Source organism: Mitsuaria sp. PDC51 (genome assembly GCF_900113225.1).
Classification (GTDB): Bacteria; Pseudomonadota; Gammaproteobacteria; order Burkholderiales; family Burkholderiaceae_C; genus Roseateles.
This window is the reverse complement of sequence record NZ_FOZE01000001.1, coordinates 477,676-501,169: the sequence shown is the minus strand read 5'-3', so window position 1 is coordinate 501,169 and position 23,494 is coordinate 477,676. Positions and strand designations below refer to the sequence as shown.

Here is a 23,494-nt window from a genome sequence, read left to right as displayed (position 1 = left end):
GTCGGGGGGTCCACGGCGCGGCGCGCTCGCCCGCGCCGGGAGCCCGCTCTCCCTTGAGCCCCATTCCCGAATGCCCCGGGGGCATACTGCCGCGATGTCCTTTCCTGACTCTCCCCTGGCCGGGCGCCGACCGGACGACAACCCGGTCGACGTCTGGATCCTGGTCGAGCGCCACACGCTGCTGCTGGACCTGGCCGGCGCGGCCGAGGCGCTGCGGCTCGCCAACCAGGCCTTGCGCCGCCGCGGCGAGCCGGAAGCCTTCCGGCTGCGCTACTGCGCCGCGTCGCCGACGGCCTCGAGCTCGGTCGGCCTGACGCTGGCCGCGCTGGAGCCGCTGCCGGCGCTGGGGCCGCGCGACTGGCTGATCCTGAGCGGCCGCCGGCATGCGCATCCGGACGACCCGGCGCCGGGCGCCGTCGAGCGCGAGGAGGAACTGCGCATCGAGCGCTGGCTGCATCGCGAGGGCACGGCGCTGCTGGCCGGCGGCGAAGGCCGGCTGCTGAGCATCTGCGCCGGCGCCCTGCTCGCGGCCCGGGCCGGGCTGCTCGAGGGCCGGCGCTGCACCACGCACCATGAATCGCTCGACGCGCTGCGCGCCGCCGCGCCCGGCGCGGACGTGCAGGCCAACCGGGTGTTCGTGCTCGACGGCCCGCTGGCCAGCAGCGCCGGCATCACGGCCGGCATCGACCTGGTGCTGGCCCTCATCGCCGAGCACTGCGGCGAGGCGCTGGCCGCGTCGGTGGCGCAGGTGATGGTGGTCTACCTGCGGCGCGGCGCGCAGGACCCGGAGCTGTCGCCGATGCTGGCGCACCGCCACCACCTGCATCCCGCGCTGCACCGGGTGCAGGACGCGATCTGCGGCGACCCGCGCGCGGACTGGAGCCTGGCTCGGATGGCCGAGGTCGCCCATGTCACGCCGCGCCACCTCACCCGGCTCTTCACCCAGCACGGCGGCACCACGCCGCTGGACTACCTGCGCGCGATCCGGCTTGAACTGGCCCGGCGTGAGCTGGCGCGGGGCCAGCGGCCGGCGCAGGCGGCACTGGCTGCCGGCTTCAGCTCGGACCAGCAGCTCCGGCGCACGCGACGACGGATGAGCGCGCCGGCCTGAGCCGCTGCGTTCCCCACCGGAGCGGGTCCCGCGCCGGCCCGCTGCGAGTCCGGCCCAGGGCGGGCCCCCGAGGCCCCCTCCGGCCTGCGGATTGCCCGCAAGTTGCGAGGGATTGCCGGCCGTTGACCCGCTGAAGGCCGGTCGATCGCCTCACCCCGCTTAGCACAAACCCGAGAAAGCCAAGTCAAGCGGGATTCGTGCACATCTGTTAACTTGCGCGCCCACATCGAACGAGGAGCGGGTTTTGAGCGATTGGCTGAAGCGACTGGAGGCCCTGGATCCGGCCCGTCTGGCGGGCATGCGCCGCGGCGTGGAGAAGGAAAGCCTGCGCGCGCTGCCGACCGCCGCCTCGCTGGCGCTGACGCCGCATCCGACCGCGCTCGGCTCCGCGCTGACCCATGAGACGGTCACCACCGACTTCAGCGAGTCGCAGCTGGAGCTGATCACCGGCGTGCATGCCTCCGCCGAGGCCTGCCTGGCGCAGCTGACCGAGATCCACCAGGCCGTCTACCGCAGCCTGGGCGAGGAGCTGATGTGGGCGTCGAGCATGCCCTGCCTGCTGCCCGCCGATGAAACCATCCCCATCGGCCGCTACGGCGCCTCCAACATCGGCCGCGCCAAGAGCGTCTACCGCATGGGCCTGGGCCACCGCTACGGGCGGCGCATGCAGACCATCTCCGGCATCCACTACAACTGGTCGATGCCGGGCCTGGACAACGCCGACCACTTCGCGCTGATCCGCAACTTCCGCCGCCATTCCTTCCTGCTGCTGACGCTGTTCGGCGCGTCGCCGGCGCTGTGCGCCAGCTTCGTCGCCGGCCGCGAGCACGGCCTGCAGCCGCTGACCGACGGCACGCTGCACATGCCCCACGGCACCTCGCTGCGCATGGGCCGCCTCGGCTACCAGAGCGACGCGCAGGCCTCGCTGGCGGTCAGCTACAACAGCCTGGACGGCTACGCCGCCTCGCTGCAGGACGCGCTGACCCGCCCCTACCCCGCCTACGAGAAGGTCGGCGTGGTCAATCCGGGCGGCGAATACAACCAGCTGTCGACCACGCTGCTGCAGATCGAGAACGAGTTCTACGGCACGATCCGCCCCAAGCGCACCATCCGCTCGGGTGAGCGTCCCCTGCATGCGCTGCGCGAGCGCGGCGTCGAATACATCGAGGTCCGCTGCATGGACCTGGACCCGTTCGAGCCGGTCGGCATCGCCGCCAGCACGATGCGTTTCCTGGACATCTTCCTGCTGCACTGCTGGCTGACCGACAGCCCCAACGACACGCCGGACGAACTCGGCGCGCTGGCCCGCAACCAGCACCGCACCGCCTCGGCCGGACGCGAACCCGGCCTGAAGCTGGAGCGCCGCGGCGGCGAGATCGCGCTGCGCGACTGGGGCCGCGAGCTGCTGACCGACTTCGCGCCGATCGCCCGCAAGATCGACGAGGCGCTGGGTGGCTCGCTCTACCGCGAGGCGCTCGCCCAGGCCGTCGAGCGCTGGGAGCGGCCGGACGAGCTGCCGTCGGCGCGGGTGCTGGCGGCGATGAGCGCCGGACACCGGTGCTCGCACCTGGACTTCGTCGCGGCCCGCTCCGAGGCCGCCCGCGCCCATGTGCTGGCGCAGCCGATGCCCGAGGGCCTGATGGCCCGCTTCGAACAGTCGGCGCGGGCCTCGCTGGAGACGCAGGCGGCGATCGAGGCGGCCGACACGGTCGACTTCGAGACCTTCCGCCAGCAGTACCTCGATCCGGCGCAGCTGCGCGGCTGAGGCCGCCGGCTCAGCCCGGCAGGGTGGAGCTGCGCAGCTCGTCGTGCCGGCGCTGCAGTTCCTGGCGCAGCTTCTTGCGCTCGATCGCGGCTTCCCAGCGGCGCTTCTCGTCGGGGGAACTCGGCGACAGCGGCGGCACCGGCACCGGCCGGCCGTCCTCGCCGACGGCCACCATCGTGAAGAAGCAGCTGTTGGCATGCCGCACCACCTGGTCGCGGATGTTCTCGGTGACGACCTTGATGCCGATCTCCATCGACGAGGTGCCGGTGTAGTTCACCGAGGCCAGGAAGCTGACCAGCTCGCCGACATGGATCGGCTGGCGGAACATCACCTGGTCCACCGACAGCGTCACCGTGTAGCGGCCGGCGAAGCGGCTGGCGCAGGCGTAGGCGACCTGGTCGAGCAGCTTCAGGATGGTCCCGCCGTGCACGTTGCCGGAGAAGTTGGCCATGTCCGGCGTCATCAGCACGGTCATCGTCAGTTGGTGGGAAGGCAGGTCCATGGCGAAGGCTCCGGAACGGATCGTGAAGGAAGGCGCGGCCGCCATGGTGCCAGAGTCGGCCACCGCCACCCTCCCCCGGACGCGCAGCGGCCGTCCGTCCCCCGCCCGGCGCCGCGCGCCGCGCTCTCCCGTCCGGCGCTTGCCGCTGGCCCGCCCGTCGGTTAGGGTGCGCGCCAGGAGGTCCCATGGCCCAGGTCCAGCAGCCCAGCATCGCCGACACGCGCGGTGCCCAGATGTTTCCCACGCTCGGCGTCGCCGACATCGCGCGCGTCGCGCGCTTCGGCCGGTTCCGGCGCTATTCCCAAGGCGAGTGGGTCGTGCGTGCCGGCGATGCCGGCATGGGCATGACCCTGATCCTCAGCGGCGAGATCACCGTCTCCCAGCGTGACAGCCTCGGCCACGTGACGCCGATCCACCGGCACGGCCCGGGCGGTTTCCTGGGCGAGGTTGGCCAGCTCAGCGGCCGGCCCTCGTTCATCGACGCGATCGCGGAAACCGAGGTCGAGGCGGTCGAGGTCAGCCCGCCGCAGCTGCGCGCGCTGCTGATCGCCGAGGCCGACCTGGGCGAGCGCCTCACCCGCGCCTTCATCCTGCGCCGTGTCGGCCTGATCGAGGCCGGCGCCAGCGGCGCGACGCTGATCGGACGGGCCAAGGCCGCGCCGGTGATGCGGCTGCGCAGCTTCCTCGGCCGCAACGGCTATCCGCACCAGCAGCTCGAGCCCGACCAGAACGACGACGCCAAGGCGCTCGCCGACCAGTACATGACCGAGGGCGTGCAGATGCTGGTCATCTGCCCCGGCGGCGACGTGCTGGTCGACCCGACCGACGAGGAGGTCGCCCGCTGCATGGGCATCGTCGACATGCGCGAGCGCCCCGAGCTCTACGACGTGGCCATCGTCGGCGCCGGCCCGGCGGGCCTGTCGGCCGCGGTGTACGCGGCGTCGGAGGGGCTGTCGGTGCTGGTGATGGACTGCCGCTCGTTCGGCGGCCAGGCCGGCGCGAGCTCGCGCATCGAGAACTACCTCGGCTTCCCGACCGGCATCTCGGGCCAGGCGCTGGCGGGCCGGGCCTTCGTCCAGGCCCAGAAGTTCGGCGCCGACATGCTGATCCCGGCCAAGGTCACCGAGATGAGCTGCGAGCGCCACGGCGAGGACGACGAGCTGCGCCTGGCGCTGGAGGACGGCCGCACGGTGCGGGCGCGCACCGCGGTGATCGCCACCGGCGCGCGCTACCGCCGGCCCGACCTCGACGCGCTGGCGCGCTTCGAGGGCCGGGGCGTCTGGTACTGGGCCTCGCCGATCGAGGCCCGCATCTGCAGCCGGCAGACGGTCGTGATCGTCGGCGGCGGCAACTCGGCGGGCCAGGCGGCGGTGTTCCTGGCCAACCACGCGGCCAAGGTGATCATGCTGGTCCGCGGCCCGGGGCTGGCGGCGACGATGTCGCGCTACCTGATCGACCGCATCCAGGGCACCGCCAACATCGAGCTGCTGCCGCACCAGGAGCTGTGCGAGCTCGAAGGCGGCGACTCGCTGGAGGCCGTCTGCTGGCGCGACCGTCGCAACGGCCAGCAGCGCCGGCTGGCACTGCAGCACCTGTTCATGTTCATCGGCGCGGAACCCGAGACCGGCCTGATCTCGCAGTGCGGCCTCGAACTGGACCAGGCCGGCTTCATCATCACCGGCCGCGCCTGCGCCTGCCCGCTGTCGCAGTACAAGCCGGAGCTGCTCGAGTCGAGCATCCCGGGCGTCTTCGCGGTCGGCGATGTGCGCTCGGGCTCGGTCAAGCGGGTCGGCGGCGCGATCGGCGAAGGCGCGCAGGTGGTGGCCAGCATCCACCAGTACCTCGCCCGCCAGGACGCCGAGCGCGCCGAACGCACCAGCCCGGCGGCGGCCGCCCGCGCGACCGTCTAGCGGTCGCCCGGCCTTCGCCCCCCCTGCCGCCCCCAAAAGGGACGGCAGCGCTTTCAGCCTCCGCTTTCCCACCGCCCAAACGGGAGATCCCGCCACCCAGCCGGGCTGCGCTTCGCTCTAGAATGCGAATAATTGTTATTTGCAAGCTGAGCGTCCGCCGATGTGGTCTCCCGAATCCCGCCGTCTCTGGTCCTGGCCGATCGCGCTGGGCGTGCTGAGCACCTCCGGCCTGCTGTCGGCGCTGGTGTCGGACGCCTGGGGCGACGTCTGGTCGTGGATCGGCCTGGGCGTGCCGGTGGCGGTGATCGCCTGGTTTGCCTGGCGGCCCCGCAAGGCGGCCTGACGCCCGTCACCCATACCGTGCCGGCCCGGCGCCGGCCGCTGTCCCTCCCCGAAGAAGAACTCCCTCCAGGTCCCCGTCCCATGAATCACTTCCCGAAGCGCCCGCTGGCGCTCGCCATCGCCCTGGGCCTGTGCGCCCTCGCCGCCCCTGCCGCCTTCGCGCAGGACGCTCCCAAGGACAAGGACGGCGACGCGCCCTCCCAGTTGCCGGTGGTGACCGTCAGCGCCACTGCGGACAAGCAGGGCCTGTCCAAGGCCTATGCCGGCGGCCAGGTGGCGCGCGGCGGGCGCGCCGGGATCCTCGGCACCAAGGACAACCTCGAGACCCCGTTCTCGATCACCGCCTACACCAACGAGCTGATCCAGGACCGCCAGGCCAGGAGCGTCGCCGAGGTGCTGCAGAACGATCCCGGCATCCGCGCCGCGCGCGGCTTCGGCAACTTCCAGGAGGCCTACTTCATCCGCGGCTTCATCCTGAATTCGGACGACGTCGCCTACAACGGCCTCTACAGCCTGCTGCCGCGCCAGTACATCGCCTCGGAGCTGTTCGAGCGCGTCGAGGTGCTGCGCGGCGCCTCCGCCTTCCTGATGGGCGCGAGCCCCAACGGCAGCGGCATCGGCGGCAACATCAGCCTGCTGCCCAAGCGCGCGCCGGTCGAGCCACTGACGCGCCTCACGGTGAACGCCGGCAGCGGCGGCGCGGGGGGCGCGGCGCTGGACGTGGCGCGGCGCTTCGGTCCGGACAAGGCCACCGGCGTGCGCTTCAACGCCGCCTACCGCGACGGCGGCACCGCGGTCGACGACGAGAAGGCGCGGACCAGCGTCGTCGCGCTGGGCGTGGACTGGCGCAGCCGCGACGTCCGCCTGAGCGCCGACCTGGGCTGGCAGGACAACCAGCTCACCCGCACGCGCCCCAGCGTCACCGTCAACGGCCTGAGCGCGATGCCGGCGCTGCCGGACAACAAGGCCAACTACGCCCAGCCCTGGACCTATTCCAACGAGCGCGACACCTTCGGCACGCTGCGCGGCGAATGGGACCTCAACGACGCCGTCACCGCCTGGGCCGCCTACGGCGCGCGCCGCAGCACGGAAGCGAACCGGCTGGGCAACCTCACGGTCACCGACGCCGCGACCGGCGACGGCACCTTCTACCGCTTCGAGAACGGCCGCAAGGACAGCGTCGACACCGGCGAGGCCGGCCTGCGCGGCAAGCTGCGCACCGGCTCGGTCGGGCATGAATGGGTGGTCTCGGCCGCGGTGTTCTCGCTGGACACGAAGAACGGCTACGCGATGGACTTCCTGAACACGCAGCCGACCAACCTCTACACGCCGGCCCGGAGCGCGCTGCCCGCGTTCTCGGACAGCGTGTACGTCGGCAACAGCGTCGACGACCCGCGGCTCAACACCCGCATCCGCAACCGCAGCGTCGCCATCGGCGACACGCTGTCGCTGCTGGACGACTCGTTGCTGATCACGCTGGGCCTGCGTCACCAGACGCTCAAGGTCGACTCGATCAGCGCCACGGTCCGCTTCCTGGACACGATCACGCCGGGCGGCGTCGTCACCACCTACGACCGCAGCAAGACCAGCCCGGTCGCCGGCGTCGTCTATCGCCTGTCCAGGCAGCTGTCGGTCTACGGCAACTACATCGAGGGCCTGAACAAGGGCGACAGCCTGGCCGCGCAGAACGGCCTGCCGGCGCGCGACCTGGCGCCCTACGCCTCCAAGCAGAAGGAAGTCGGCCTGAAGTACGACGGCGGACGCCTGGGCTTCGGCGCCTCCTACTTCACCACCGACAAGCCGCGCGCGGTCCTGGCGCAGGACACCGCCCAGGGCGAGGACCGCCATCGCGGCGTCGAGCTGACCGCCTTCGGCATGGCCACGCGCGAGCTCAAGGTGCTCGGCGGCCTGACCTGGCTGGACGCCAGGCAGCACGGCACCGGCGTGGCCGCCACCGAAGGCAAGCGCACGCTGGGCATCGCGCGGGTGCAGGCCAACCTGGGCGCCGAATGGGAAGTCCCCGCGCTGCAGGGCCTGGCGCTGGACGCGCGCGTCGTGCACACCGGCCAGGTCTTCGCCGACAGCGCCAACACGCTGCGCGTGCCGGCCTGGACCCGGCTGGACGCGGGCGCGCGCTATCTGTTCGAGGTGCAGGGCACGCTGCTCACGCTGCGTGCGCGGGTCGACAACCTCACCAACCGCAAGTACTGGGCGTCCGCGGGCGGCTATCCGGACCAGAGCTACCTGGTCGTCGGCCAGCCGCGCAGCGTCAACCTGAGCCTGGCGGCCGACTTCTGAGGACACGACGATGCTGAGCTCGCGCGCCATCCGCGTCTGGAGCTGGTTCCACAAGTGGACCAGCCTGGTCTGCACGCTGTTCATGCTGCTGCTGTGCCTGACCGGGCTGCCGCTGATCTTCCATCACGAGATCGGCCACCTGCTCGGCGACGAGATCGAGGCCCCCGTGCTGCCCGCCGCCATGGACGCGCAGCGGGTCTCGCTGGACGTCATGGCCAAGGCCGCGAACGCGGTGCATCCGACCCGTGTCATCCAGTACGCCGGCGAGAACGAGGACGACCCGCGCCTGTGGTGGTTCACGCTCGCGCCGACGCCGGCGCCGACCGAGGACTTCAAGTCCGTCGCCGTCGACGCCCGCACCGGCCTGGTGGTGCGCGAGTACCGCGTCGGCGAGGGCTTCATGGACCTGATGCTGCGCCTGCACGTGGACATGTTCGCGGGCCTGCCGGGCAAGCTCTTCCTCGGCTTCATGGGCCTGCTGCTGCTGATCGCGCTGGTCAGCGGCGTGGTGCTGTATGCGCCGTTCATGCGCAAGCTGGACTTCGGCGCGGTGCGCAAGGACCGCTCCACCCGCGTCAAGTGGCTGGACCTGCACAACCTCGTGGGCATCGTCACGCTGGTGTGGTGCTTCGTCGTCGGCGCGACCGGGATGATCAACACCTGGGCCGACCTGCTGGTGAAGTACTGGCAGTACACCGAGGTCTCCACGCTGCTGGCCCCCTACCAGGGCCAGCCGCTGCTCGCGGCCAGGGACCGCGGACCGCTGCAGGCCTCGCTCGACACCGCGATGCATCACGGCCGGCAGCGCAAGGTCTCGTTCATCGCCTTCCCGGGCACGGCCTTCTCCAGCCCGCACCACAACACGATCTTCCTGAAGGGCACCACGCCGCTGACCTCGCGGCTGCTGCAGCCGCTGCTGGTGGACGCCCGGACGGCGCAGCTGACAGCGGCGCCGGAACTGCCCTGGTACCTCACCGCGCTGCTGGTCTCGCAGCCACTGCACTTCGGCGACTACGGCGGCACGCCGATGAAGATCCTGTGGGCGCTGCTAGATGTGGCGACCATCGTCGTGCTGGGCAGCGGCCTCTACCTGTGGCTGCGCAAGCCGCAGGGCGCCCGCAAGGGCGCCCCGGGCGGCGCCGCGGCCGACGCCTCGCCGGACCCGGACGACGCCCAGAACCCCGAAACCGCGGCCGCCTGATCGCCAGTCCGCAACTGCCCTGCCCGCCCATGCCCGACTCGCACAAGCCCGACTCCCCCAAGCACCAGATCGAGAGCCTGCAATCCAGCGGCCTGAAGGCGACGCTGCCCCGCATCAAGGTGCTGCAGATCTTCGAGCAGTCGAACCAACGCCACCTCAGCGCCGAGGACGTCTACCGCCAGCTGCTGCTGGAGGAGGCCGACATCGGCCTGGCGACGGTGTACCGGGTGCTGATGCAGTTCGTCGAGGCGGGGCTGCTGGCGCGGCAGCATTTCGAGTCCGGCAAGGCGGTGTTCGAGCTCAATTCCGAACAGCACCACGACCACATGGTCTGCCTGGCCTGCGGCCGGGTGGAGGAGTTCTACGACGCCGGCATCGAGCAGCGCCAGCGCGAGATCGCCGAGGAGCGCGGCTACGAGCTGGTGGAGCATGCGCTGGCGCTGTATGGCCTGTGCTCCAACCCGGCGTGCCGGGCCCGGCGCCAAAGGTGATGGACGCGTCGGTCGGCGGGTCGCCGTGGCGCGAGGCGCACAATCCGGCGATTCCCTGTTGAATACTGTATGGGCATACAGTACATTGCCATCCATCGCAGCCACTTCCGGCTGCAGCAGGAGATGGCAATGCAAATGCTCAAGCAAACGGTCTGGACCTCGTTGAACAACGCGGATGCCTGGGTGGTCTGCATCGGCGTCATGTCCTGCGTGGGGTTGGCGACCGGTCTGCTGGGTTGACAGCCTAGCGTCCGCCGCCGCCTTCGTTCCGTCCGCGGAGCCGGGGTCCCCTGTCCAGGGGACCTTTCTTTTCAGTTCTCAAGTCTTCGTCCGCTGCCCCCCGGGGCCGCGGACTTTTTTTTGGCGGCTTCAAAGCGGCGTCAGCACGGCTTCGCCCGCCTCCCAGCGCCGGGCGTTCTCGAGGAACAGGTCGACGGTCGCCTGCACCGACTCGGGCGACCATCCGGCGATGTGCGGCGTGAGGATCACGTTGGGGAAGCCGAGCAGGGCCTCGGGCGGTTTCGGTTCCGATTCATAGACATCGAGCGCCGCGCCGCCGAGCTCGCCGGCCGCAAGCGCCGCAGCCAGCGCGGCGGTGTCGACCAGGCTGCCGCGCGCGATGTTGACGACGTGCCCCTGCGGCCCGAGCGCCTTCAGCACCTCGGCGTTGACGATGTGCCGGGTGGCGGGGCCGCCGGGCGCGGCGACGATGAGGAAGTCGGCCCACCCGGCCAGCGCCAGCGCCGAGTCGAAGTAGCGCGAGCCCAGCGCGTCATGGCGTTCCCGGCGGTTGTGATAACCGACCTCCATGTCGAAGGCCAGCGCCCGCTTGGCGATGCGCAGCCCGATGGTGCCCAGGCCCAGGATGCCCAGCTTGCGCCCGTTGACGCTGGGGCGCAGCGGGAGCGCGTCGCGCCAGAGGCCAGCGCGCAGCGCGCCCTCCTGCTGCGGGAGCGCCCGCACCGAGGCCAGCAGCAGCGCCATCGCATGGTCCGCGACGCAGGAATCGTTGGTGCCCGCGCCGTTCCAGAGGGTGAGGCCGCGGGCCCGGGCGGCCGTCAGGTCGATGGCCTCGTAGCCGGCGCCCTGCGCCGCGACGGCGCCCAGCCGGGGCATCGCCGCCATCTCGTCGGCGCGCAGGCCGACCGCGCCGATGGTCACGACCAGCTCGATCTCCGCGCCCTGCCCGGCGACCGCCTGGGCGCGCGCCTCGGCGGTCGGCGCATAGATCACGTCATAACGCTGGCGGAACTGGGCCAGATGCTCCTCCGCCGTCGGCATCAGCACCAGCAGCTTCCGGCGCGAGGACGTGGGGGCAGGCATCGAGGGATTGGCGGACACGGCGACCTCATGGGGCTGGAAGTTCGCCGGCCATGATAGGAGCGCCCATCCCCCGGGCCGCCGGAGCACGGACGCGTTTCGCACGCGGGGCGCCGGGATGGCCGGCCCGTTCAGGGTGGATCAGCGCTGGACAGGGCCAATCAGGGCCGCTCGCCGCGCGCCATCCGGGCCTCGATCTCCGCGAGCGCCCGCGGCAGCTGCGCGACCGAGTCGATCACCAGGTGCGCGCCCGAGGCCGTCAGCCGCCGCGCCGCGGCGTCACGGCGCGCGGCGAGCTCCGCGTCGGGCAGCGCCCGCAGCTGATCGAGCGTCAAGCCGGTCTCGTTGCCCGACAGGCTCAGGCCCACCGTCCACATGCCGGCCCGCCGGCCTTCCTCGATGCCGGGCGTCGTGTCGTCGACCTTCACGCAGGCGCGCACGTCGCCGATGCCCAGCGCCAGCACGTTGGCCAGGGCCATGAACGGGCCCGGGCGGCCGCCCGCGGCCAGCTCGTCGCCGGCGACGACGTGGTCCGCCCAGACGCCATCGGCCTTGGCCTGCGGCAGCAGCACGTCCATCACCTGGCGCGGATAACCCGAACACGAGCCGATCTTCAGCCCCGCGCCGCGCAGCGCGGCGAGCACCTCCACCGCGCCCGGGATCGGCGCCGAGTAACGACCGACATGCGCGATCTGCATCGGCATGAAGCGCTCATAGATCGCGTCGATGTCGGCGTCGCTCGATGCGCGGCCGAAACGCGCCCGCCATTGCGCCTGCAGGCCGTCGTCCTCCAGCAGCGTGCGGATGTGGTCGCGCTTGGACAGCCCCATCGGGCCGCGCGCCTCGTCCAGCGTCAGTGTGATCCCGAAGGTCGCGAAGGCGTCGACGAAGATCTGCGTCGGCGCCAGCGATCCGTGGTCGACCAGCGTGCCGGCCCAGTCGAAGATCACCGCCTGCAGGCGCGGGTGGCGCTGGGCCTCGGCGGTCGTGGTGCTCGACGCGGCGTGGCTCGTCGAATCCGTCGAATCCGTCGAGTGCGTCGGAACAGGGTTGGCAATCGAAACGTCGTTCATGCGAGGGCCTGGATGAAGTTGCGTCCGCGAGGGCCGCGCAGCGCTTGCGCGACGCGCGAGTCCCAGTCGTCGGGGGAGATGCCGTAGTCGGCGGGATCGGTGGACACGCCAAGCGCGGCCAGGAAACGTTCCAGCGCGGCGACCGCGCCGTCCGCATCGGCCGCGTCGAAGATCGACAGCAGCCGCGCGTCCAGCGTCGCGTCGCGCCCGAAGGCCAGGCGCATCACGCGCGGCAAGCTGAACGAACAGGCGATGCCGTGCGCCGTGCCGCGCGTCAAGGTGATGTCGTAGGACAGCGAATGCGCCAGCGCGGTCCGGGTGTTGGAGAAGGCCATGCCGGCCTGCAGCGCCGCGACGGCCAGCGCCTCCCGCAGGTCGAGCCGGCGCGGCTCGCGCAGCAGCGCCGGCAGCGTCGCGACGATCGCCCGCGCGGCGCTCGCCGCCAGGCTGGAGGACACCGGATTGCGATGCACGTTCCACAGCGCCTCCAGCGCATGCGACAGCGCGTCCAGTCCGCTCGCGAGCGTGGCGCCCACCGGCAGGCTCACCATCAGCGACGGATCGACGATCGCCGCCTCCGGCCAGGTCCAGGGCAGGTGCAGCGAATGCTTGCGGCCGCGCGCGGCGTCCCACAGCGTCGCCCAGGGCGTGACCTCGCTGCCGGTGCCGGCGGTGGTCGGCACCGCGATCAGCGCGCGATGCGGCGCATCCGCCGACAGCGGCGCCGCCTTCGGGTCGACCAGGTGATCGAGCAGTTCATCGAAGCGGCCCGAGGGCGTCGCCGTCAGCATCGCCTTGGCGCAGTCGATGCTGCTGCCGCCGCCCAGCGCGATCACGCAGCGCGCGCCGCGATGCTCGCGCCAGAGTCGCTCGTACAGCGGCGCGAGCCAGCGCAGGTCGGGATTGGGGCGGATGTCGGTCTCGACCGCGACGAGGCGATCGCCGAGCAGCTCGCGCACCCGGCCGACGAGACCGAGCGCCTCGGCCTCCGGGAAGGCGATCAGCAGCGCGTCGCGCGCGCCGACCAGGCGCGGCAGTTGCGCCAGCGCGCCGTTGCCGGCCCGCACGTCGACGGGGTTGTGGAAGGTCCAGGGGGTCATGGGCGGGTCCTCGCGCTCGATGACGGTTCAATGCCGACCGGCATCCTGGATCGCGCGGCGCAGCCGGCTCGACACCAGGTCGGCGCTGACGACCATCGCCGTGATCACGAGGATGCAGGTCGCGGTCTCGGGATACTTGAAGAGCTTGAGGCTGCCCACCAGCTCGAAGCCCAGCCCGCCCGCGCCCACCATGCCCAGCACCGTCGCCGAGCGCAGGTTGACCTCGAAGCGATAGAGCACCACCGCGATCCAGGCGGTGATCACCTGCGGCAGCACGCCGAAGGCGATCACCTGCAGCGGCCGGGCGCCGGTGGCGCGCAGCGCCTCGAGCGGGCCGTCGTCGATCTCCTCGATGGCCTCGGCGAAGAACTTGCCCAGCATGCCCGCGCCATGCACCGCCAGCGCCAGCACGCCGGGGAACGGTCCCAGTCCCACGGCCGACACGAACACCAGCGCCAGGATCAGTTCATTGATGCTGCGCGCCACGTTCAGGCCCTGACGCGTGAGGTGATACAGCCAGCGGGGTCGCTGCAGGTTGCGCGCCGCGAGGAAGGACACCGGGATCGCACCGATCACGCCCAGCAGCGTGCCCCATACGGCGATCTGGACCGTCTCCAGCGCCGGCGCCCACAGCCGCTCCAGGATGCGCCAGTCCGGCGGCCAGGTGCGGCCGAGGAAATCGACGATCTGCGGCAGGCCGCTCGCCAGCTCGGCCGGGCTCAGCTGCGCGCCCCGGGCGCTCCACTGCAGCGCCCACAGGCCCGCGACCACCAGCGCCAGCAGCTTCATCCAGCCGCCCGGCGTCGTGGGCAAAGCCACCAGCCAGCGGGTGCGATCGCGGGCGGCGCGGTCCACAGCGGTCATCGTCGTCATGCGGTTCTCCAGGTCGGGGCGGTAGCGGCCGGCGGCGCCGACGCGGCCATCGAGGCGATGCGCTCCGGGTCATTCGCTGGCGCATTCATCGAGGCATTCACCGGCACGTTCACCGGCGCGATCAGCTGCAGGCCCGCCTGCGCGGCGCTGCCCGCGTAGAGCGCCTCGAGTTCCGCCTCGGAGAGCTCCCGCGGCAGCCGGTCGAAAAGCACGCGCCCCTGCGAGAGCCCGACGATGCGATCGCCGAATTCGCGCGCGTAGTCGACCTGGTGCAGGTTGCAGACCACGGTGATGCCGAGCTCGCGGCAGGCCTGCTTCAGGTAGCCGAGCGCCTGGCGCGCGGTGTGCGGGTCCAGGCTCGCGACCGGCTCGTCGGCCAGGATCACCTGCGGCTGCTGCGCCAGCGCGCGGGCGATGCCCACGCGCTGCATCTGCCCGCCCGACAGCGCGTCGGTGCGCGACGCCGCCTTGTGGACGAGGCCGACGCGGTCCAGGCAGGCCATGGCCAGCGCGATGTCGGACGCGCGGAACAGCTGCAGCACCGAGCGCCAGACGGCCATCGCGCCGAGCCGCCCGCTGAGCACGTTCTTCAGCACGCTGAGCCGCGGCACGACCTGGTGGTGCTGGAACACCATCGCCACGCGCCGACGCAGCGCGCGCAGCTCCGTGGCGCGTTCGGCGCCGCGCGCGTCCAGGCCGGCGATCGTCATCGTCCCGCCGTCGGCCTGGACCAGGCGGTTCATGCAGCGCAGCAAGGTGGACTTGCCGGCGCCGGACGGGCCGAGCACCACCAGGAACTCGCCGGGCCGCACGTCCAGGTCGACGCCGCGCAGCACGTCGTTGTCGCCGAAGCGCTTGGTGACGCCACGCAGCGCGATCACTTCATGCCCCGCAGGTCGAGCTTGAGCACCTTGGCGGTGTCGCGGACCACGTCGTAGGCGGCGTCGCTGGTCGGCTGGAAGCCGTTGAGCACGCCCTGGTCGCCCCACTTCACGTCCTTGAGGTTGGCGAGCGCCTTGGCGAGCTTCTCCTTGAGCGCCGGGTCGAGGTCCTTGCGCCAGACCATCGGCGATTCGGGAATCGGCCTGGAGGACCACAGCACGACGAAGTCGTCCTGCTTGACCGTCCCCTTGGCGACGGCGCTGTTGAAGATGCGGTCCGCGACGGCGGCCGCGTCGACCTTCCTGTTGGCCACCGCCAGGATGCTGGCGTCATGCGAGCCCGAGAACACGACGCGGCCGAAGTAGGTCTCCGGATCCAGCCCCGTCTGCTGCAGTCCTGCCTTGGGGAACAGATGGCCGGAGGCGGAACTCGGATCCACGAAGGCGAAGTTGCGGCCCTTGAGCTCGGCGACGCTGCGCAGGCCGCTGTCCTTGCGGGCGAGGATGACGCTCCGGTAGGCGCTCTGGCCGGTCTTCTTCGTCACCGCGACGGAGAAGGCCTCGACCTCGGCCACCGAGCTCGCCAGCACGTAGGAGAACGGGCCGAGGTAGGCCACGTCCAGCTTCTTCGCGCGCAGCGCCTCGATGACGCCGTTGTAGTCGGTGGCCACGAAGGGCTTCACCGGCATGCCCAGCTGCTGCTGCAGCGCGTCCAGCACCTGCCGGCTGGACTCGATCATGGCCTGGGAGTCCTCGGCCGGGATCAGGCCGATGGTCAGCGCCCGCTGCTGGGCCGATGCGTGCTGCGGCAGGCCCGCGCAGACGGTCAGGACCAGGGCGGCACCCAGCGCGGTGCGGCGCGCGGCGGAGAAGCGGGGATGGGACATGGCGGCATCCAGGAGTGGTGAGCGGATGCCGGCACTCTATGAATCCAACATGACAGCAGATCCATCGATCCCATGTTGATTTCTCGACCGAAGCATTCATGCGATCTATGGATCGTCCGCTCGGCCCTCCGGGCGGCGCCGCAGGGCCGGAGCGTCGAAGGGCCGGAGGGGCCGCGCCTCCTCCGGCCCTTCGTCGGCTTGCCTTCAGCCGGCGCCTTCAGTGGCTGCCGCAAGCGGGGTGCTTGCTTCCGGCCGTGTCGTTGACCAGGCCGAGGAAGTCCAGCACGTGAGGCGTCAGCGCGCCGGTCTGGGGCAGCGGCGTGCCGGTCAGGTCGCCCTGGCAGTAGGCCGGCTTGGTGGGATTGCGGTAGCGGTTGGTCATCACCAGCGCCGCATCGCGCTCGCCAGCGCTCTGGCCGCCATGGCCGCTGCCGGTGCCGCCGTGGTCGGAGACGACGACGATCAGCCACTCCTCCTGCGCATAGGTCGGCCGCGCCGCGAGGGCGTCCAGCACCTGCTGGATCTGCGCGTCCTCGCCGGCGATCTTGGACTGGTAGTACGCGTTGTAGGGGTCGTAGCTGGCGGCGTGGATGTCGACGTTGTGCAGGTAATAGAAGATCGCGGTCGGCGGATTCGTCCACGACAGCCAGCCCTTGACCGCATCCGTCGCCTGCTGCGAATTCTTCGCCGCGTTGGCCACGACGAAGTCCGCCCCCACGGGCTTGAGGTTGCCGGTGATGTTGGCCCAGTCACCGACCACCGCGATCGTGGCGGTCGGATAGGCCAGCTTGATGCGGTCGAAGACATGCGGCTTGCGCAGCGGCAGGCTGGCGTCGTTGCCGGTGACGCCATGCTGGTCCGCCCAGTAGCCGGTGAACAGCGTGCCCCAACCCGGGCCGCTGTAGGTGGACTGCGAACCGCCGGCCAGCACGTTGCCGTGGAAGGCGCCCACCGCGGCGAGCTGGCTCAGCGCCGGCGTGGTCGCGCAACCGGCGCAGAACAGCGCGTCGCCACGCAGGCCGTCGATGCCGATCACCAGCACATGGCGCCGGCCGTAGGGGCCCACGATCGGGTTGGGCACGCCGGGGCCGGGGATCAGCGCGTAATGGTCATACGGGTTGCCGGCGTAGTCGGTCTTGAGCCCGCCCACGTCGGCCGCGCGCTTGTCGCTGAGGTCGCACTGCTGCGAGGCCTTGTAGTAGTCGAAGCTCACGCACCACGACTTGCGCGCATCGGCCAGGCAGGCCGCGGCGCAGGCCTCGGGCGAGACGCCGTTCAGGTGCTCGCGGTTGTAGCCGGAGATCGCGGCGTTGAGCGTGCGCGTGAACGAGGCCAGCGGGCTCGGGGCCGATTGCGCCTGCGCGGGCGGCGGGGCCATGGCGAGCAGCGCCGCGATCGACGCGGTGAACAGGGCGGTGGACAGCGCGGCGAAGCGCGCAGGCGAGCGATGCGCCGGCGGGCGCGGGAAACGGGTCCGGGTCATGGGCACTCCAGGTCGGGTTGAGGGGGAACTGCCCGCGCAGCGTAGGAACGTCACGTGACCGTCACTCGATCGAATCAATATGACCAACCGCAAGAAATCATCGAGAGCGTCTATACATGTCCGCCGCCAAGCTCCGCGCCTTCCTCGCCGTCGCCCGCCATGGCAGCTTCAGCGCGGCGGCGCGGGCGCTCGGGCTCTCGCAGCCGACCCTGACAACGCAGGTGCAGGGCCTGGAGCAGCAGCACAAGGTGGAGCTCTTCCACCGCCGCGGCCATCGCATCGAGCTGACCAGCGTCGGCCACCAGCTGCTGCCGATCGCCCGGCAGCTCGCCGCGCTGGAGGTCGAGGCCTACAACCTGCTGCATGACTGCGGGGAGCTCACCCGCGGGCAGCTCAAGCTCGGCGCGGTGGGTCCCTTCCACGTCATCGAGATGGTCGACGCCTACCGCCAGCGCTATCCCAAGGTGGACGTCTCGATCCGGCTGGGCAATTCGGCGCAGGTCTTCGGCGACCTGGAGAACTACGTGATCGACGTCGGCGTGCTGGCGCGCTTCCACGACGCGCCGGGCTTCGAGACCATGGCCTACGCGCGGCACGCGATCATCCTCTTCGTCCACCTCGACCACCCCTTCGCCGCGCGGGAGCACGTGTCGCTGCGGGAGCTGGCCGAGCAGCCGCTGCTGCAGCGCGAAGCCGGATCGAGCACGCGCCGCGCGCTCGAGTCGGCGCTGCGCCAGGCGGGCATCACGCCGCGCGTCGCGATGGAGATCGGCAGCCGCGAGGCGCTGCGCGAGGCGGCCGCGCGCGGCATCGGCATCGGCGTCGTGTCCGAGGCGGAATTCATCCCCGACGCGCGCTTCCGCCCGGTGCGCATCGAGGGCGACCCGGCCTTCACCGAGACCCACCTGTACTGCCTGAAGGAGCGCCGCGACAGCCTGCTGCTCGGTTCCTTCTTCGAGGTGGCGCAAAGCCTGCGCCGCTGAGGTGCGGGCGGCGCGCGGGTAACGCGCGGGTAGCGCGCGGCCAGACAGCGGACAGACAGCGGACAGGTTTCTGAAGGCCGCCCCAGGCATCCTGCGGACCTTCGCGCGGGGGGCCCCAGGGGGTCGTCTGTTCCCTGGAATCCATGTAGAGAAGAGAGCGCGCATGGACCGCCGCCAATTCTTCCCCCGCCCCGTGGTCGAGGCGGGCACCAATCGCTGGGACTGGGCGCTGCTGCCGCTGGTGCTGGGCCTGCTCGTGCTGCTGGCCTACGGCGCGGCGCAGATGACGCGTCCCTTCGCGCTGGGCGATCCGCTGCCCCTGTCGCTGGACCCGTCCCACCTGCCCTACTACCTGCTGCGCACCAACCTTCGGATGCTGGCCGCGATGGTGCTGGCGCTGCTCTTCAGCGCGGTCTTCGCGGTGCTCGCGGCCAAGGTGCGCGCCGCCGAGAAGGTGCTGGTGCCGATGCTCGACATCCTGCAGTCCATCCCCATCCTGGGTTTCCTGTCGATCACGGTGACCGGCTTCATCGCGCTGTTCCCCGGCAACCTGCTGGGTGTCGAGTGCGCGGCGATCTTCGCGATCTTCACCTCGCAGGCCTGGAACATGGCCTTCAGCCTCTACCAGTCGCTGCGCACCGTGCCTTCGGAGCTCGACGAAGCGGCGCGGGTGTTCCAGCTCTCCGGCTGGCAGCGCTTCTGGCGGCTGGAGCTGCCCTACGCGATGCCCGGGCTGCTGTGGAACATGATGATGTCGATGTCGGGCGGCTGGTTCTTCGTCGTCGCGTCGGAGGCCATCTCGGTATCCGACCAGAGCATCAAGCTGCCCGGCGTCGGCTCCTACATCGCCATGGCGATCGAGGCGCGCGACCTCGGCGCGATCGGCTGGGCGATCGTGGCGATGCTCGTGGGCATCGTGCTCTACGACCAGCTGGTGTTCCGGCCGCTGGTCGCCTGGGCCGACAAGTTCCGCTTCGAGGACAGCGGCACCGACAACGCGCCCAACTCCTGGATGCTGAACTGGCTGCGCCGCACCGCGTTCACGCGCCGCGCCGCGGCGTGGCTGGTGGACCGGCTCGAGGGCAGCCTGATCTGGTTCCGCCGGCACCATGACGGCACCTCGCTCCGCGCGCGCCCGCGCATCGCCGTGGCCGCTTGGCAGCGCGCCTGGGATGCGGTGCTGGCCGCCGCGGTGATGGTGGCGCTGTACCAACTGGTGCGCTTCGTCCATGCCGAGGTCGGCTGGTCCGAGGCGGGCCATGTGCTCGGCCTGGGCCTGGTGACGCTGGCGCGGGTGCTGGTGCTGATCGCGCTGGCGGCGCTGGTGTGGGTGCCGGTGGGCATCTGGATCGGGATGAATCCGCGCTGGTCCGGCCGCCTGCAGGCGGTGGCGCAGTTCCTGGCCGCCTTCCCGGCCAACCTGCTGTTCCCGGTGGTCGTGGTGCTGATCGTGCGCTGGAAGCTCGATCCGGACGTGTGGCTCTCGCCGCTGATGATCTTCGGCACGCAGTGGTACCTGCTGTTCAACGTCATCGCCGGCGCCTCCAACATCCCGGCCGAGTTGCGGCACGCCGCACGCAACCTGGGCCTGAGCGGCTGGCTGAAATGGCGCCGTTACCTGCTGCCGGCGGTCTTCCCCAGCTTCGTCACCGGGGCGATCACCGCCAGCGGCGGCTCGTGGAACGCCAGCATCGTGGCCGAGTACGTGTCCTGGGGCGACACCACGCTCAAGGCGCATGGCCTGGGCAGCTACATCGCGGAGATGACGGCCAAGGGCGACTTCCCGCGGATCGCGCTGGGCATCGGCGTGATGTGCGTCTTCGTGATGGGCCTGAACCACTTCGTCTGGCGCCGCCTGTACCGGCTGGCCGAGGACCGCATGCATCTGTGAGGAGCACCGCATGACCGCATCCATCATCGAACTCCATGGCGTCGGCAAGCGCTTCCGCTCGGCCGACGGGCATCCGCGGCCGGTGCTCGCGGACGTGGACTTCCACCTGCGCGAGGGCGAGATCGTCGCGCTGCTGGGGCAGTCGGGCTCGGGCAAGAGCACGCTGCTGCGCATCATGGCCGGGCTGGTGCCGGCCGATGCCGGCCAGGTCCGTTATCGCGGACAGCCGCTGTCGGGCCCGGCGCGCGGCATCAGCATGGTGTTCCAGTCCTTCGCCCTGTTCCCCTGGCTGACGGTGCAGCAGAACGTCGAGCTGGGCCTGGAGGCGCGCGGCGTGGCCAAGGCCGAACGCTCGGCCAAGGCCGAGGAGGCGATCGCGCTGATCGGCCTGTCCGGCTTCGAGGGCGCCCTGCCGCGCGAGCTGTCGGGCGGCATGCGGCAGCGCGTGGGCATCGCGCGCGCGCTGGTGACGGAGCCGGACGTGCTGCTGATGGACGAGGCCTTCTCGGCGCTGGACGTGCTGACCGGCGAGCGGTTGCGGGAGGACATCCTGGAGTTGTGGGACGGCGGGCACATGCCGACGCAGGCGATGCTGGTGGTGTCCCACAACATCGAGGAGGCCGTGATGATGGCCGACCGCGTGCTGATCTTCGCGAGCGATCCCGGGCGCATCCGCTGCCAGCTGTCGGTGCAGCTGCCGCGACCGCGCGATCCCGAGAGCGCCGACGTGCGCGCGCTGATCGACGAGGTCTACGCGCTGATGACCGCCGGCGCGGCGCGCCCGACGCGCGCGGCCGGCACGGTGGATGCGGCGGCGGCCCCGGCCCCGCTGGCCGAGCGCCTGCCCGCCGCCGACGTGGCGCGCATGGACGGCCTGCTGGAGCTGCTGGCCGATCCGCCCTTCGACGGCCGCGCGGACCTGCCGCAGCTCTGCGAGGAAGCCGGCCTGCCCGACGCGGAGCTGCTGCCGGTGGCGCACGCGCTGGCGCTGCTGGGGCTGGCGCAACTCGACAGCGGCGACCTGCAACTCACCTCGCTGGGCCGGCGCTACGTCGAGGGCTCGCATGGCCTGCGGCGCGATCTCTTCGGGCAGCAGCTGGTCACCCACGTGCCGCTCATCGCGCACATCCGCCACAGCCTGGAGCAGGAGCCCAGCGGCGAGATGCCCGACAAGCCGGTGCTGCGGCTGCTGAGCGAGCACCTGGACGATACCGAGGCCGGCGCCGTGCTGCAGACGGCGGTCAGCTGGGCGCGGCATGGCGAGGTGTTCGAGTACGACTACAACACCGGCGCGCTGCGCCTGCCGACCGGCGAAGAGGAGACCGCGACGCGGTGAGCGGCCGCCGGCCTCGCCAGAAGGCCGGCGGTCCTTGCCACCCGGATGAGCGGCAGGCCCGCGGCGCCGGGCTCGGTAGAGTCGGGGCACTGCGACCGCGAGTCCCTTACCGATGAAGCGCACCGCCCGCCCCCGTTGGAAGTCCCTCGGTGTCGATCGCCTGCTGCGCCATGCGCTGCGGCACTGGCACGCCGACGAGGGCTGGCGCGCGATCGAAGCCCTGCAGCGACGCGGATCGCCCGCGCTGCTGGCGCGGGTCGTCGCGCTGTGCGCGAGCCCGAACGTCCGGCGACGGGCCGTGGGCGTCTCGATCGCCGCGCAGCTCAGTCGCCACACGCAGGCTGGGCTCGCCTTGTACGCCGAGGAGGAGACGCAGCGCCTGCTGCTGCGCGGCCTGGCCGATCCGCATCACGACGTGGTCCGGGCGGCGGTGGGCGGGCTGGGGCTGCGGCCGCATGGCGAGAGCGTTCAAGCGCTGCTGCGACTGGCCTCGCATCCCGACGCCAGGATGCGCTGGCAGGTCGCGGTGGCGCTGGGGTCCTACGAGGAACCCGAGACGATCGCGGGGCTCATCCGCCTGAGCGCGGACCCGTCGGACGAGGTGCGCGACTGGGCCACCTTCGCGCTCGGCTCGCTGCGGATGGAGGACTCGCCGGAGATCCGCGCGGCGCTGCGGCGCAACCTCGACGACGCCGACCTCGACGTGCGCGGGGAAGCGCTGGTCGGCCTGGCCCGGCGGCGGGACGACGGGATCGTCGACCGGCTAATCGAGCGGCTCACGCCCGATTGCCATGTCTATGAACTGGATGCTGCGGAGGCGCTCGCCGATTCACGGCTGGTCGCGCCGCTGCAGACGCTGACGAAGTCCGCCGGCCCGTCATCAACGACCGCGTACTGGCGGGCGCGGCTGGATGATGCGCTGGAGTCCTGTTCGGGTCCGATCACGGGCCGACCTCAGCCGGAGACCTCGCTATAGCGGATTTCTCCGGATGCACGGTTTCTCTAGCAAAATGCCTGATCCTCTAGCGGATTTCACGTGATGGCCGACGTCCACATCGGGTTTCAGCGATTGGCAGAGCAGCGTCTGATCGACGCGGTCAAATCCGCCTTCGAAGGCACCTGACCCATGCTCCCCCGCATCAGCGAAGAGATCACCTTCCGCAAGCTCGAGATCCTGATCACGTTCCTGGAGAGCGGCAGCCTGGCGCGCGCCGCGGAGCGGCTGGGCACGAGCGCGGTCAGCGTGCATCGCGCGCTGCATTCGCTGGAGGCCGGCACGCGCTGCGCGCTGTTCCGGCTGGAGGGCCGCAACCTGCAGCCCACCGACGCGGCCCATGCGCTGGCCGACGTCGCGCGCGAAATCCTGCAGCGCATGGACGAAGGCATCAATGCCACGCGCGCCATCGCCGGCTACGGCGCCGAGCGCATCCGCATCGGCTCGCTGTACTCGCTGACCAGCGGCACCGTGCCGTCGATGATCATGGCGCTCAAGGCCCGCAAGCCCGAGGTGCAGGCCGAGCTGATCCTGGGCTCCAACTCCGACCTCACCCAGCGCCTGCGCGACGGCACGCTCGACGCCGCCGTCATGGGCCTGCCCGAGTCCGCACCGGAACTCGAGACCCACGCCCTCTTCGACGACGACGTCTTCTTCGCCGCGCCGGCCCAGTCGCCCTACGCCGCGCTCGCCGCCATCGACCTGCGGGACTGCGCCGAGGAGCGCTTCGTCAGTCTGCAGGAAGGCTTCGTCACCTACAGCCGCTTCGTCGACGCCTTCCGCATCGCCGGCTTCGAGCCGCAGATCGTGATGAAGACCAACGACATCTTCTCGTTGATGAACCTGGTCGGCGGCGGCATCGGCTGCACGCTGCTGCCCGGGCGCGTGCGCGCCGTGCTGCCGCCCAGCGTCCGGCTGATTCCCCTCCAGGAACGCTACGCGGTGCGCCAGACCATCGCGCTGTGTTTCCTCCGCGCCCGCGAGCGCGACCCCAACCTGCTGGCCCTGCTCGCCGCCAGCCGCACGCTGCGCCTGGGCGGGCACTGAGCCGTC

20 protein-coding genes are annotated in these 23,494 nt (G+C 71.3%); 12 read left to right on the top strand and 8 right to left on the bottom strand.

From position 1 onward, the window contains the following. The first annotated feature begins 94 nt into the window (after positions 1 to 94). Together BM393_RS02225 and gshA are read left to right on the top strand one after the other, a co-directional pair. Positions 95 to 1,111 carry a GlxA family transcriptional regulator gene (locus tag BM393_RS02225; RefSeq protein WP_091721162.1) on the top strand — a complete coding sequence of 339 codons (1,017 nt, stop codon included), beginning with the start codon at positions 95 to 97 and terminating at the stop codon, positions 1,109 to 1,111. 298 nt (positions 1,112 to 1,409) lie between these two features. Then, the gene (gene gshA, locus BM393_RS02220; protein ID WP_254783375.1) at positions 1,410 to 2,876 is read left to right on the top strand and encodes a glutamate--cysteine ligase; all 1,467 of its coding nucleotides are present in this window, start codon (positions 1,410 to 1,412) and stop codon (positions 2,874 to 2,876) included. 10 nt (positions 2,877 to 2,886) lie between these two features. On the opposite strand, the gene BM393_RS02215 is transcribed toward gshA, so the two are convergent. Then, a complete protein-coding gene (locus BM393_RS02215; protein ID WP_091721154.1) occupies positions 2,887 to 3,378 on the bottom strand; it encodes an acyl-CoA thioesterase in 492 nt (163 codons plus the stop codon). A gap of 185 nt (positions 3,379 to 3,563) precedes the next feature. Here BM393_RS02215 and BM393_RS02210 point away from each other — a divergent pair, with 185 nt between their 5' ends. The 5 genes from BM393_RS02210 to fur all read left to right on the top strand — a co-directional run bounded on the left by BM393_RS02210 (position 3,564) and on the right by fur (position 9,620). Further along, on the top strand, positions 3,564 to 5,288 hold the full coding sequence (locus BM393_RS02210) for a cyclic nucleotide-binding domain-containing thioredoxin-disulfide reductase (protein WP_091721150.1): 1,725 nt from the start codon (positions 3,564 to 3,566) through the stop codon (positions 5,286 to 5,288). 160 nt (positions 5,289 to 5,448) lie between these two features. Beyond that, a complete protein-coding gene (locus tag BM393_RS02205) occupies positions 5,449 to 5,631 on the top strand; it encodes a hypothetical protein (RefSeq protein WP_091721147.1) in 183 nt (60 codons plus the stop codon). 80 nt (positions 5,632 to 5,711) lie between these two features. Next, complete coding sequence (locus BM393_RS02200) at positions 5,712 to 7,928, top strand: TonB-dependent siderophore receptor (RefSeq protein WP_091721142.1); 2,217 nt, start codon at positions 5,712 to 5,714, stop codon at positions 7,926 to 7,928. 10 nt (positions 7,929 to 7,938) lie between these two features. After that, entirely contained in the window at positions 7,939 to 9,129 is a 1,191-nt protein-coding gene (locus tag BM393_RS02195) for a PepSY domain-containing protein (protein ID WP_175538157.1), read from the top strand. Between the two features lie 29 nt (positions 9,130 to 9,158). Continuing rightward, on the top strand, positions 9,159 to 9,620 hold the full coding sequence (gene fur, locus BM393_RS02190; RefSeq protein ID WP_091721138.1) for a ferric iron uptake transcriptional regulator: 462 nt from the start codon (positions 9,159 to 9,161) through the stop codon (positions 9,618 to 9,620). A 369-nt stretch (positions 9,621 to 9,989) separates the two neighbouring features. On the opposite strand, the gene BM393_RS02185 is transcribed toward fur, so the two are convergent. From BM393_RS02185 to BM393_RS02155, 7 genes are all read right to left on the bottom strand, one after another. Beyond that, the gene (locus tag BM393_RS02185; protein ID WP_091724933.1) at positions 9,990 to 10,943 is read right to left on the bottom strand and encodes an NAD(P)-dependent oxidoreductase; all 954 of its coding nucleotides are present in this window, start codon (positions 10,941 to 10,943) and stop codon (positions 9,990 to 9,992) included. Positions 10,944 to 11,101: 158 nt separating this feature from the next. After that, a complete protein-coding gene (gene phnX, locus BM393_RS02180; protein WP_091721135.1) occupies positions 11,102 to 12,013 on the bottom strand; it encodes a phosphonoacetaldehyde hydrolase in 912 nt (303 codons plus the stop codon). Then, on the bottom strand, positions 12,010 to 13,113 hold the full coding sequence (gene psrA / locus BM393_RS02175; protein ID WP_091721132.1) for an iron-containing alcohol dehydrogenase PsrA: 1,104 nt from the start codon (positions 13,111 to 13,113) through the stop codon (positions 12,010 to 12,012). The genes phnX and psrA overlap by 4 nt, the downstream gene beginning before the upstream one ends. 27 nt (positions 13,114 to 13,140) lie before the next feature. Further along, on the bottom strand, positions 13,141 to 13,986 hold the full coding sequence (gene phnE / locus BM393_RS02170) for a phosphonate ABC transporter, permease protein PhnE (protein WP_217648373.1): 846 nt from the start codon (positions 13,984 to 13,986) through the stop codon (positions 13,141 to 13,143). Continuing rightward, on the bottom strand, positions 13,983 to 14,867 hold the full coding sequence (phnC, locus tag BM393_RS02165) for a phosphonate ABC transporter ATP-binding protein (protein ID WP_091721127.1): 885 nt from the start codon (positions 14,865 to 14,867) through the stop codon (positions 13,983 to 13,985). Before phnC ends, phnE begins: the two co-directional genes overlap by 4 nt. Beyond that, a complete protein-coding gene (phnD, locus tag BM393_RS02160) occupies positions 14,864 to 15,754 on the bottom strand; it encodes a phosphonate ABC transporter substrate-binding protein (protein WP_091721123.1) in 891 nt (296 codons plus the stop codon). Before phnD ends, phnC begins: the two co-directional genes overlap by 4 nt. Before the next feature lie 217 nt (positions 15,755 to 15,971). Then, positions 15,972 to 17,237 carry an alkaline phosphatase family protein gene (locus BM393_RS02155; protein ID WP_091721120.1) on the bottom strand — a complete coding sequence of 422 codons (1,266 nt, stop codon included), beginning with the start codon at positions 17,235 to 17,237 and terminating at the stop codon, positions 15,972 to 15,974. 116 nt (positions 17,238 to 17,353) lie between these two features. On the opposite strand from BM393_RS02155, the gene BM393_RS02150 reads away from it, so the two are divergent. From BM393_RS02150 to BM393_RS02130, 5 genes are all read left to right on the top strand, one after another. Continuing rightward, entirely contained in the window at positions 17,354 to 18,220 is an 867-nt protein-coding gene (locus BM393_RS02150; protein WP_091721117.1) for a LysR substrate-binding domain-containing protein, read from the top strand. A 163-nt stretch (positions 18,221 to 18,383) separates the two neighbouring features. Next, on the top strand, positions 18,384 to 20,111 hold the full coding sequence (locus BM393_RS02145) for an ABC transporter permease subunit (RefSeq protein WP_091721114.1): 1,728 nt from the start codon (positions 18,384 to 18,386) through the stop codon (positions 20,109 to 20,111). Between the two features lie 10 nt (positions 20,112 to 20,121). Next, a complete protein-coding gene (locus BM393_RS02140) occupies positions 20,122 to 21,447 on the top strand; it encodes a nitrate/sulfonate/bicarbonate ABC transporter ATP-binding protein (protein ID WP_091721111.1) in 1,326 nt (441 codons plus the stop codon). 112 nt (positions 21,448 to 21,559) lie between these two features. Beyond that, the gene (locus BM393_RS02135) at positions 21,560 to 22,423 is read left to right on the top strand and encodes a HEAT repeat domain-containing protein (protein WP_091721107.1); all 864 of its coding nucleotides are present in this window, start codon (positions 21,560 to 21,562) and stop codon (positions 22,421 to 22,423) included. A 150-nt stretch (positions 22,424 to 22,573) separates the two neighbouring features. Next, complete coding sequence (locus BM393_RS02130; RefSeq protein ID WP_091721103.1) at positions 22,574 to 23,488, top strand: LysR substrate-binding domain-containing protein; 915 nt, start codon at positions 22,574 to 22,576, stop codon at positions 23,486 to 23,488. Positions 23,489 to 23,494 lie beyond the last annotated feature (6 nt).

Excerpts from the sequence above, each read along its gene's own strand:
- BM393_RS02140 (WP_091721111.1), top strand. The coding sequence starts at position 20,122 with ATGACCGCATCCATCATCGAACTCCATGGCGTCGGCAAGCGCTTCCGC.
- phnX (WP_091721135.1), bottom strand. The coding sequence starts at position 12,013 with ATGAACGACGTTTCGATTGCCAACCCTGTTCCGACGCACTCGACGGAT.
- BM393_RS02185 (WP_091724933.1), bottom strand. The coding sequence starts at position 10,943 with ATGCCTGCCCCCACGTCCTCGCGCCGGAAGCTGCTGGTGCTGATGCCG.
- phnE (WP_217648373.1), bottom strand. The coding sequence starts at position 13,986 with ATGACGACGATGACCGCTGTGGACCGCGCCGCCCGCGATCGCACCCGC.
- psrA (WP_091721132.1), bottom strand. The coding sequence starts at position 13,113 with ATGACCCCCTGGACCTTCCACAACCCCGTCGACGTGCGGGCCGGCAAC.
- BM393_RS02200 (WP_091721142.1), top strand. The coding sequence starts at position 5,712 with ATGAATCACTTCCCGAAGCGCCCGCTGGCGCTCGCCATCGCCCTGGGC.
- BM393_RS02215 (WP_091721154.1), bottom strand. The coding sequence starts at position 3,378 with ATGGACCTGCCTTCCCACCAACTGACGATGACCGTGCTGATGACGCCG.
- phnD (WP_091721123.1), bottom strand. The coding sequence starts at position 15,754 with ATGTCCCATCCCCGCTTCTCCGCCGCGCGCCGCACCGCGCTGGGTGCC.
- fur (WP_091721138.1), top strand. The coding sequence starts at position 9,159 with ATGCCCGACTCGCACAAGCCCGACTCCCCCAAGCACCAGATCGAGAGC.
- gshA (WP_254783375.1), top strand. The coding sequence starts at position 1,410 with ATGCGCCGCGGCGTGGAGAAGGAAAGCCTGCGCGCGCTGCCGACCGCC.
- BM393_RS02130 (WP_091721103.1), top strand. The coding sequence starts at position 22,574 with ATGCTCCCCCGCATCAGCGAAGAGATCACCTTCCGCAAGCTCGAGATC.
- BM393_RS02145 (WP_091721114.1), top strand. The coding sequence starts at position 18,384 with ATGGACCGCCGCCAATTCTTCCCCCGCCCCGTGGTCGAGGCGGGCACC.
- BM393_RS02205 (WP_091721147.1), top strand. The coding sequence starts at position 5,449 with ATGTGGTCTCCCGAATCCCGCCGTCTCTGGTCCTGGCCGATCGCGCTG.
- BM393_RS02150 (WP_091721117.1), top strand. The coding sequence starts at position 17,354 with ATGTCCGCCGCCAAGCTCCGCGCCTTCCTCGCCGTCGCCCGCCATGGC.
- BM393_RS02135 (WP_091721107.1), top strand. The coding sequence starts at position 21,560 with ATGAAGCGCACCGCCCGCCCCCGTTGGAAGTCCCTCGGTGTCGATCGC.
- BM393_RS02195 (WP_175538157.1), top strand. The coding sequence starts at position 7,939 with ATGCTGAGCTCGCGCGCCATCCGCGTCTGGAGCTGGTTCCACAAGTGG.
- BM393_RS02210 (WP_091721150.1), top strand. The coding sequence starts at position 3,564 with ATGGCCCAGGTCCAGCAGCCCAGCATCGCCGACACGCGCGGTGCCCAG.
- BM393_RS02155 (WP_091721120.1), bottom strand. The coding sequence starts at position 17,237 with ATGACCCGGACCCGTTTCCCGCGCCCGCCGGCGCATCGCTCGCCTGCG.
- BM393_RS02225 (WP_091721162.1), top strand. The coding sequence starts at position 95 with ATGTCCTTTCCTGACTCTCCCCTGGCCGGGCGCCGACCGGACGACAAC.